This is a genomic window from Calidithermus roseus (assembly GCF_003574095.1).
Taxonomy (GTDB): Bacteria; Deinococcota; Deinococci; order Deinococcales; family Thermaceae; genus Calidithermus; species Calidithermus roseus.
Window position 1 is genome coordinate 1 of sequence record NZ_QWLA01000119.1, and the last position, 6,167, is coordinate 6,167.

At 69.9% G+C, this 6,167-nt stretch carries 7 protein-coding genes; 3 read left to right on the forward strand and 4 right to left on the reverse strand.

Annotated elements, in window-relative coordinates; translation table 11 throughout:
• Window positions 1-136 precede the first annotated feature (136 nt).
• Entirely contained in the window at window positions 137-535 is a 399-nt protein-coding gene (locus Mrose_RS17575) for an LOG family protein (protein WP_245970015.1), read from the forward strand.
• Here the strand turns inward: Mrose_RS17575 and Mrose_RS17580 are convergent.
• On the reverse strand, window positions 516-1,241 hold the full coding sequence (locus Mrose_RS17580; RefSeq protein ID WP_119280483.1) for an MBL fold metallo-hydrolase: 726 nt from the start codon (window positions 1,239-1,241) through the stop codon (window positions 516-518). The genes Mrose_RS17575 and Mrose_RS17580 overlap by 20 nt on opposite strands.
• 93 nt (window positions 1,242-1,334) lie before the next feature.
• On the opposite strand from Mrose_RS17580, the gene Mrose_RS17585 reads away from it, so the two are divergent.
• Complete coding sequence (locus tag Mrose_RS17585; RefSeq protein WP_119280485.1) at window positions 1,335-1,895, forward strand: TetR/AcrR family transcriptional regulator; 561 nt, start codon at window positions 1,335-1,337, stop codon at window positions 1,893-1,895.
• Here the strand turns inward: Mrose_RS17585 and Mrose_RS17590 are convergent.
• Window positions 1,876-3,609 (reverse strand): glycoside hydrolase family 125 protein, encoded by a 1,734-nt coding sequence (locus Mrose_RS17590; protein WP_119280487.1) that lies wholly within the window; start codon window positions 3,607-3,609, stop codon window positions 1,876-1,878. The genes Mrose_RS17585 and Mrose_RS17590 overlap by 20 nt on opposite strands.
• Window positions 3,610-3,704: 95 nt before the next feature.
• Here Mrose_RS17590 and Mrose_RS17595 point away from each other — a divergent pair, with 95 nt between their 5' ends.
• The gene (locus Mrose_RS17595; protein ID WP_119280489.1) at window positions 3,705-4,133 is read left to right on the forward strand and encodes a VOC family protein; all 429 of its coding nucleotides are present in this window, start codon (window positions 3,705-3,707) and stop codon (window positions 4,131-4,133) included.
• A 286-nt stretch (window positions 4,134-4,419) separates the two neighbouring features.
• Here the strand turns inward: Mrose_RS17595 and mltG are convergent, their stop codons facing one another.
• Window positions 4,420-5,496 carry an endolytic transglycosylase MltG gene (mltG, locus tag Mrose_RS17600; protein WP_119280491.1) on the reverse strand — a complete coding sequence of 359 codons (1,077 nt, stop codon included), beginning with the start codon at window positions 5,494-5,496 and terminating at the stop codon, window positions 4,420-4,422.
• Window positions 5,493-5,903, reverse strand: coding sequence for a Holliday junction resolvase RuvX (gene ruvX / locus Mrose_RS17605; RefSeq protein WP_119280493.1), 411 nt, complete (start codon window positions 5,901-5,903; stop codon window positions 5,493-5,495). The genes mltG and ruvX overlap by 4 nt, the downstream gene beginning before the upstream one ends.
• Window positions 5,904-6,167 lie beyond the last annotated feature (264 nt).

The following is a 6,167-nucleotide window of genomic DNA, read 5'->3' on the forward strand; positions in this document are numbered from 1 at the left end:
CTTGGAGGCTTTGCAAGAGCGTCTGGTAGAGCGCTGTGTCTATCTCCAGGAGCACCCCGAGGTCATCCGGGGGGTGGCGGGGTTCAGGTGGATCCCCAATGGATGACTATCTATCTAAGGTTGGTATAACGGCTCGATGGAGGCCGTCTCGCACGGGGCCAAGGAGGCGGGGGGCCTGGTGGTGGGGGTGACCGCGCCGCCGCTGTTTCCCACGCGCAAAGGCCCCAACGCTCACGTGGACTTAGAGATTCCCGCCCCCACTCTGCTCACCCGCATCGAGCGGCTGCTGGATGTGGCGGTGGGGTACTTGGTGCTGCCGGGCGGGGTGGGCACCCTCACCGAGCTGATGGCGGCCTGGAACGTGGCCATGATCGCCCACATGCACGGCCAGCCCTACCGCCCTGTGGGGGTGCACGCGAGTTGGTTGGAGTTGTTGCGGCCCCAGCTCGAGATCGCCCCGGCCCACCTCGAGCTGCTGAGCGTGCTGGGAAGCCTGGAGGACGTGGAGACCTTCCTCAGCGGCCTGCCGCGCTGAGCCGGCGCCCCAGGCGGCGTTCGGCGGCGGCGATGGCGGCGTCCATCGCGGCGAGGGGGTTCTCGAGGGTGTTGCCGTGCCCGACGGCGAGCCTCGAGGGGTCGAGCGCGCGCAGGCTCCGGGCAGTTTGCAGCGCCAGCTCGGCGTCCCAGGTGAACCAGGCCGGGAGGGGGAAGAGGGGCCGCACCACGCCCGCCACCGCGACCCCGCCCTGGGTCTGGAAGGCGTCGCCCACGATCAGGCTGCGGTCGCGGGTATCGAGAAAGGCGAGCTGGCCGGGGGAGTGGCCGGGGGCGGCGATCACCTCGAGCGAGCCCACCCGGTCGCCGGGCTCGAGCAGCCGTGAGGGCGCGAACCCCAGGGGCACGAACTTCCCGCCGACCGGCTCCTGCCCCTCCCCGGCCTCGGGCGAGCGGTCGCCCCGCATCAGCCGGGCCTCGCGGCGGCCCACCAGGACTTCGGCCTCGGGGAGCAGGGCGTGCAGGGCCTCGAGCGAGCCGGCGTGGTCGGCGTGGCCGTGGGTGAGGGCGATGCGCCGGACGGGGGCGCCCAGGGCCTGTGCCGCGGCCACGATGGCCCTGGCTTGGCCCCAGGCGGTGTCGATGAGGGTGAAGCCGTCCTGCTCCCGCACCAGGAAGGCGTTGATGGGGAAGGGGAAGGTCTGGGTGAGCTGGACCAGGTGCGGGCCGTAGGGGGTCGCTTTCATCGGGGGCTCCTCTCAAGGCTAACGCTGATAGCCTTTATGGCTAACACTGTATGCCTTGAGCCTCGGCCTGTCAAGACTTACACTGTTCGCGATATGCCCTACCCCGCCAAGACCAGCCCCGAGGCCATCCTCGAGGCCGCCCTGGAGCTCCTCGAGCAGGGGGGCGAGGACGGCCTTTCCCTGCGCGCCCTGGCCGGGAGACTGGGCGTCAAGGCCCCCAGCCTCTACCGCCACTACCCCGACAAGACCGCGCTCGAGGTGGCCCTGGTGGAGCACGGCAACCGCAGGCTGGGCGAAGCCTTGGTGACCGCCAGCCGGGAGGGGGGGCCGGAGGCGGCGCTGGGGGCCGCCGCGCGGGCCTACCTCGAGTTCGCCCGCACTCACCCCCGGCTCTACGACCTGATGATGGACGCCCGGCTCAGCGCGCTCGCCAGCCGCGAGTCGGGCAAGGCGGTCTGGGCCACGGTGCTGCGGCTGGTGGGCGCCCTCACCCGCGACCCCGACGACACCGCCGCCGCCGTGGCCTTGTGGTCCTTCCTGCACGGCTACGCCGGCCTCGAGCGCTCGGGCATGTTCGGCCCGAGCGGGCCCAAGGGCGGGCTCGAGGCGGGCCTGCGGGCCCTGGCGGCGGGCTTCAAAGCCCGGGCTGGGTGAGGCGGGTGCTGGGCGCGAGGGCCGCGCCCCCGTGGGCGAGCCCGTAGGCCACGAAGCCCGCCAGGGTCGCGAAGCCTACCCCGGTGCGGGCTAGGCCAGTCTGGGGGTCGAAGGACTCGCAGGCGTAGCCGTGGTCGAGGGGGGCCTGCTCGAGGGCCAGCACCGCCTCGGCGGCGCTGCGCCGCAGGCCCGAGAGCATACGGTTGACCAGGCTGAAGCCGGAGGGGAAGGGGAAGTGGGGCGAGCCCTCCCCCACGAAGCGCGCGCGGTAGTGGTGGGGGTTTTCCTCCGACATGATCCACAGCGCCGTGGCCTGCCACACCAAGTCCTCCCGGCTCACGAAGCCCAGGTGGGGCAGCAGCATCAGGCTGCCGGCAGGTTCGTCGCCCCACACGAACTCCCCGCCCGGCTCGAAGGCGAAGACGAAGCGCCCGCCCTGCACCGCCTGGCGGTAGAGGCTCTCGCGGATCTGGCGGGCCTCCTCGCGCAGGGCGGTGGGATCGGGCATGAAGGGGGCCAGCCGGTTCAGGGCCACCGACCACAGGGCGTTGTCGTAGGTCAGGTAGGGGTGAGGCACGGGGTCGTCGGCGGGGGAGAGGAAGGTGCGGTAGAGCGGGAGGCTGGGGTGGCGCTCGCGCCGCACCCGCTCGAAGACCCACCCCAGCGGCTCGCGCAGCTCAGCGAGCAGCTCGGGGTCGGGGCCGCCCTCGAGGTAGCGGGCCAACGCCAGGGGGTAGGCCGCCGCCTGGTCGAGCTCGAAGCCGGGGTAGAGCGGGGGGCCATTCAGGTACTGCGCGTGCTCGCCGGGCCAGCGGGCATAACGGTGGAAGGCCGTGCGCAACACCTGCCGCGCCCTGGGGCGATCCGCCTGCAAGAGCGCGGGGAAGAACCACAGCAAGGCGTCGCGCGACCAGTAGGCCCCCGAGACGTAGTAGTGTGGGCTGCGCGAGGTCAGCAGTACCGGCTCGCCCTCGAGGCTGTCGGCCTGGGCGTAGAAGTAGGCCAAGAGCAGGTGCCGCCGGTAGCTCGGCTCCAGCGGCCCCGAGTAGCCGCCGGTGAGGGCGAAGAGCTTGCGCCGGGTGGCCTCGAGCAGCCCCTCCCAGCCCACCCGCCGCAGGTGCAGCGCGGTGGTGCGGGCCCCGTCGGCCTCGGGGGCCACCCCCACGTAGAGCGTGAGGGGTCCGCTGCTCCACTCCATCGCGAACTGCTCCCCCCACTCGAGCTGGCTGGGCTCGCGGTCGGCCTGGAGCCCCAGCGCCAGCAGGGTGCGCTCGGTGCGGGCCTCGAGCACGTGGCTCCTGGTCCAGGGGTCGTGGGTGGCGCGAAAAAAGGCGTCCAGCACCTCCTCTCGAAAGCGGCGCAACCCCAGGTAGGCCACGCGGCCCAGCACCCGCAGGGGGCCGGGCTCTTTGGGCTCGAGCCGCAGCGCGAAGCCACGCTCGCCCCAGGGGGCCAGCAGCGTCACGGTGCAGCCGGGGCTTTCCCACACCGGGATCCAGTCGTCGAGCAGGCGGCCCTCCCAGCCCTGCCCCTGCACCTCGAGCAAGGGTTCGCCCGCGAGGTCGAGCAGGCCGTTGAGGCCCAGCGAGGCCACCCCCAGCCGCAGCAGGCGCGGAAGGTCGGGGTGGGCCTCGAGGTGCAGCTCGAGGTTGCCAGTGGGCCGGTGGGCCGGGGGGTCCTCCAGCACGGGGGCGGGGGTCATGAGTTCAGCCATTGGCGGCGAGCAAACCTCCCAGGGGTCTATCGTCTACAGCTTACGGCTCGAGCCTGGCTGAGGGCCTCGAGCCCTTCTGCGGTAATCTAAGCGGCATGAGCCTTATCACCGGCGTCCACCACGCAGGCTTTAGCGTGCCCGACCTCGAGCAGGCCCTGCAATTCTTCACCGAGGTGCTGGGCTTCGAACTCCTCAGCCAGGGTGCGCTGCCCACCCCCGACGATCCCATCGCCGAGCAGTTCGACGTGGAGCCCGACGAGTCCGTCCGCTTCGCCTTCCTCAAGGCGGGCAGCGACACCATCGAGCTCATCGAGTGGGCCTCGCCGCGCCAGCAGCGCCAGATGCCGCGCAACGTGGACTGGGGAGGGCGGCACCTGGCGCTCAAAACCAGTGGGCTCGAGCAGACCCTCGCCCGGCTGCGCGCCGTGCCCGGCGTGCGCATCCTGAAGCCCAGGGGTGAGCGCTTCGTCTACGTGCAGACCCCCTTCGGGATGTACCTTCAGCTCATGGCCCCCAACGCCTGAAGGGAAGCGAGTATGGGGTGAAGTGAGCAAAGGACGCCCCGTGAGGCGTCCGTGCAGAAATCGCCGATAGCTGATGGCTGATACCAGATTCGGTTGGTTCGGCACCCTTTGACGGGGAAGCAACCGGGCAGGGCCAAGGGGAGTGCTCTGGGATTCAAAAAGATAGCCTCTGAAGGTTTTTGCTTTGATGATTATCTTTTGAATCCGGTACATAGCCGCTAGTTGATAGCTGTCGGCGTTTTGCGTACGACGTACGACCCCTGGCGTCCGGTTATCCATCGATCACTCAGCGATACCTCGTCGTGTCCCGCAGGTGCCCCTCGAAGGTAGTATTGACGAACAGGCGGCCCTGGGCGTGGAGGAAATAGAGGTACTTCCGGCCCCGCTCGTCGGTGCGCCGGGGGTTGAGGACGGCCTCGAGCGCGTCGAGGCCGGGGTTGCCGATGGCCGTGGGCGGAAGACCGCGGCGGGCGTAGGTGTTGTAAGGGGTGTCCGTGGCGAAGTCGCCCGCGTTGCGGTCGAGCTCGGGCAGGCGCTTGCCCAGGCCGTAGGCCACGGTGGGGTCGGCCTGCAGGGGCATGCCGATTTCGAGGCGGTTGAGGAAAACACCTGCAATGACCGGCTTTTCGCCAGCGTCAGCCGCTTCGGCTTGCACAATGGAGGCCAGCGTCACCCAGTCGTGGACCGAGAGCTTGAGCGATTGGAGCTTCTCCAGGCGTTCGGGGGTGAACTCCTGGGCCATGCGCCGGGTCATGGCCTGCACGATCTCCTCGGGGCGGGCGTCGAGGGCGAAGGTGTAGGTGGCGGGGAAGAGGAAGCCCTCCAGGGTGGGCCCTTTGGCTTCGGGGGGACGCAGGCTGGCCGGGGGGTTCCGCACGAGCTCGAGGAAGCCCGGCCCGTCGAGGTTGTTTTCGGAGAGGCGCTCGGCCATGTCCACCGCGCGCCAGCCCTCGGGGAAGGTGATGCTCACGCTCAGGGGGCGCGACTTGTCGGTGAGAGAGAGGGCGATGGCGCGCAGGCCCCGGCCCTCGAGGCGATAGAAGCCGGGCTTGAGGTCCTTGTCGCGGCCCGAGAAGCGCAGGTAAAGCGCGAAGACCCCCGCCGAGCGGATCAGCCCGGCCCGCTCGAGGACCTCCCCCACGGCGGCGGCCCCGCTGCCCCTGGGGATGCGCACCTGGGCGCTTTTGCCGGTGGGACCGAAGAGGTAGAGGACGTAGCCCAGCAGCCCCACCAGCAGCACGAACATCGCCAGTATCAGCCGCAGCAGCCAGGGGGTGCTGCGCGGGCGCGGCTCGAGTTCCCACGCGGGGCGAGCTTCGCCCGTGCGCTCGGAGGGGTTGGAAGGGGGGTGATCCTCGTTCATGCGGGCTTGCTCGATAGGTACGACTCCAGCAGAGCGATAGCGGCGGCCTCGTCGAGCCTGCCCTTCTCCTGACGTACCCGCTTGGGGGCGCTCCGCAGTCGGCTCTGCCCCAGCTTGGTGGTGAAGCGCTCGTCCAGCAGCTCGACCACGAAACCCGCCTGGCGCAGGGCTTCTACCAGCCCCATCACCCGCTCGGCCTGGGCGCTCATTCCACCGTCGCTGCGCAGCGGCAGCCCCACCACGAAGCGCTCGAGGCCCTCGCGCTGGGCGAATTGTCGCAGGGCCTCGAGGTCGGCTTCCAGGCCCTCGCGCACCACATAGCCTCGCCCGAAGGCCCAGCTCGAGCCGGTTTCCCCCACGGCGAGGCCAATTCGGGCCTCTCCTACGTCCAGTGCGCCTACCTTCACAAAACTCCTTTCGCGGATGCCCCGGTTATCGCCTCGCCACGGCGAGGCGACGGGGAGGAAGCGGAAGCCCGGTACGGAGCCACCAACTTTGTGATATAATCGGGCACATAGTGTCCCTCCTGTCCGTTAGATGCAAACTGATACCCCATGCGAGTACAGCCGAGAAGCTCTCCCGCACGGTGAACCAGTTTGCCAACGCCTGTAACTACGCCCTTCAGGTAGCCCGCAGGGACAACGTTTGGAACAAGTTCGCCCTCCAACGTG

What these genes read in the sequence shown, in the direction of transcription:
- Mrose_RS17575 (WP_245970015.1), top strand. Translation starts at nt 137, where the DNA reads ATGGAGGCCGTCTCGCACGGGGCCAAGGAGGCGGGGGGCCTGGTGGTG.
- Mrose_RS17580 (WP_119280483.1), bottom strand. Translation starts at nt 1,241, where the DNA reads ATGAAAGCGACCCCCTACGGCCCGCACCTGGTCCAGCTCACCCAGACC.
- Mrose_RS17585 (WP_119280485.1), top strand. Translation starts at nt 1,335, where the DNA reads ATGCCCTACCCCGCCAAGACCAGCCCCGAGGCCATCCTCGAGGCCGCC.
- Mrose_RS17590 (WP_119280487.1), bottom strand. Translation starts at nt 3,609, where the DNA reads ATGGCTGAACTCATGACCCCCGCCCCCGTGCTGGAGGACCCCCCGGCC.
- Mrose_RS17595 (WP_119280489.1), top strand. Translation starts at nt 3,705, where the DNA reads ATGAGCCTTATCACCGGCGTCCACCACGCAGGCTTTAGCGTGCCCGAC.
- mltG (WP_119280491.1), bottom strand. Translation starts at nt 5,496, where the DNA reads ATGAACGAGGATCACCCCCCTTCCAACCCCTCCGAGCGCACGGGCGAA.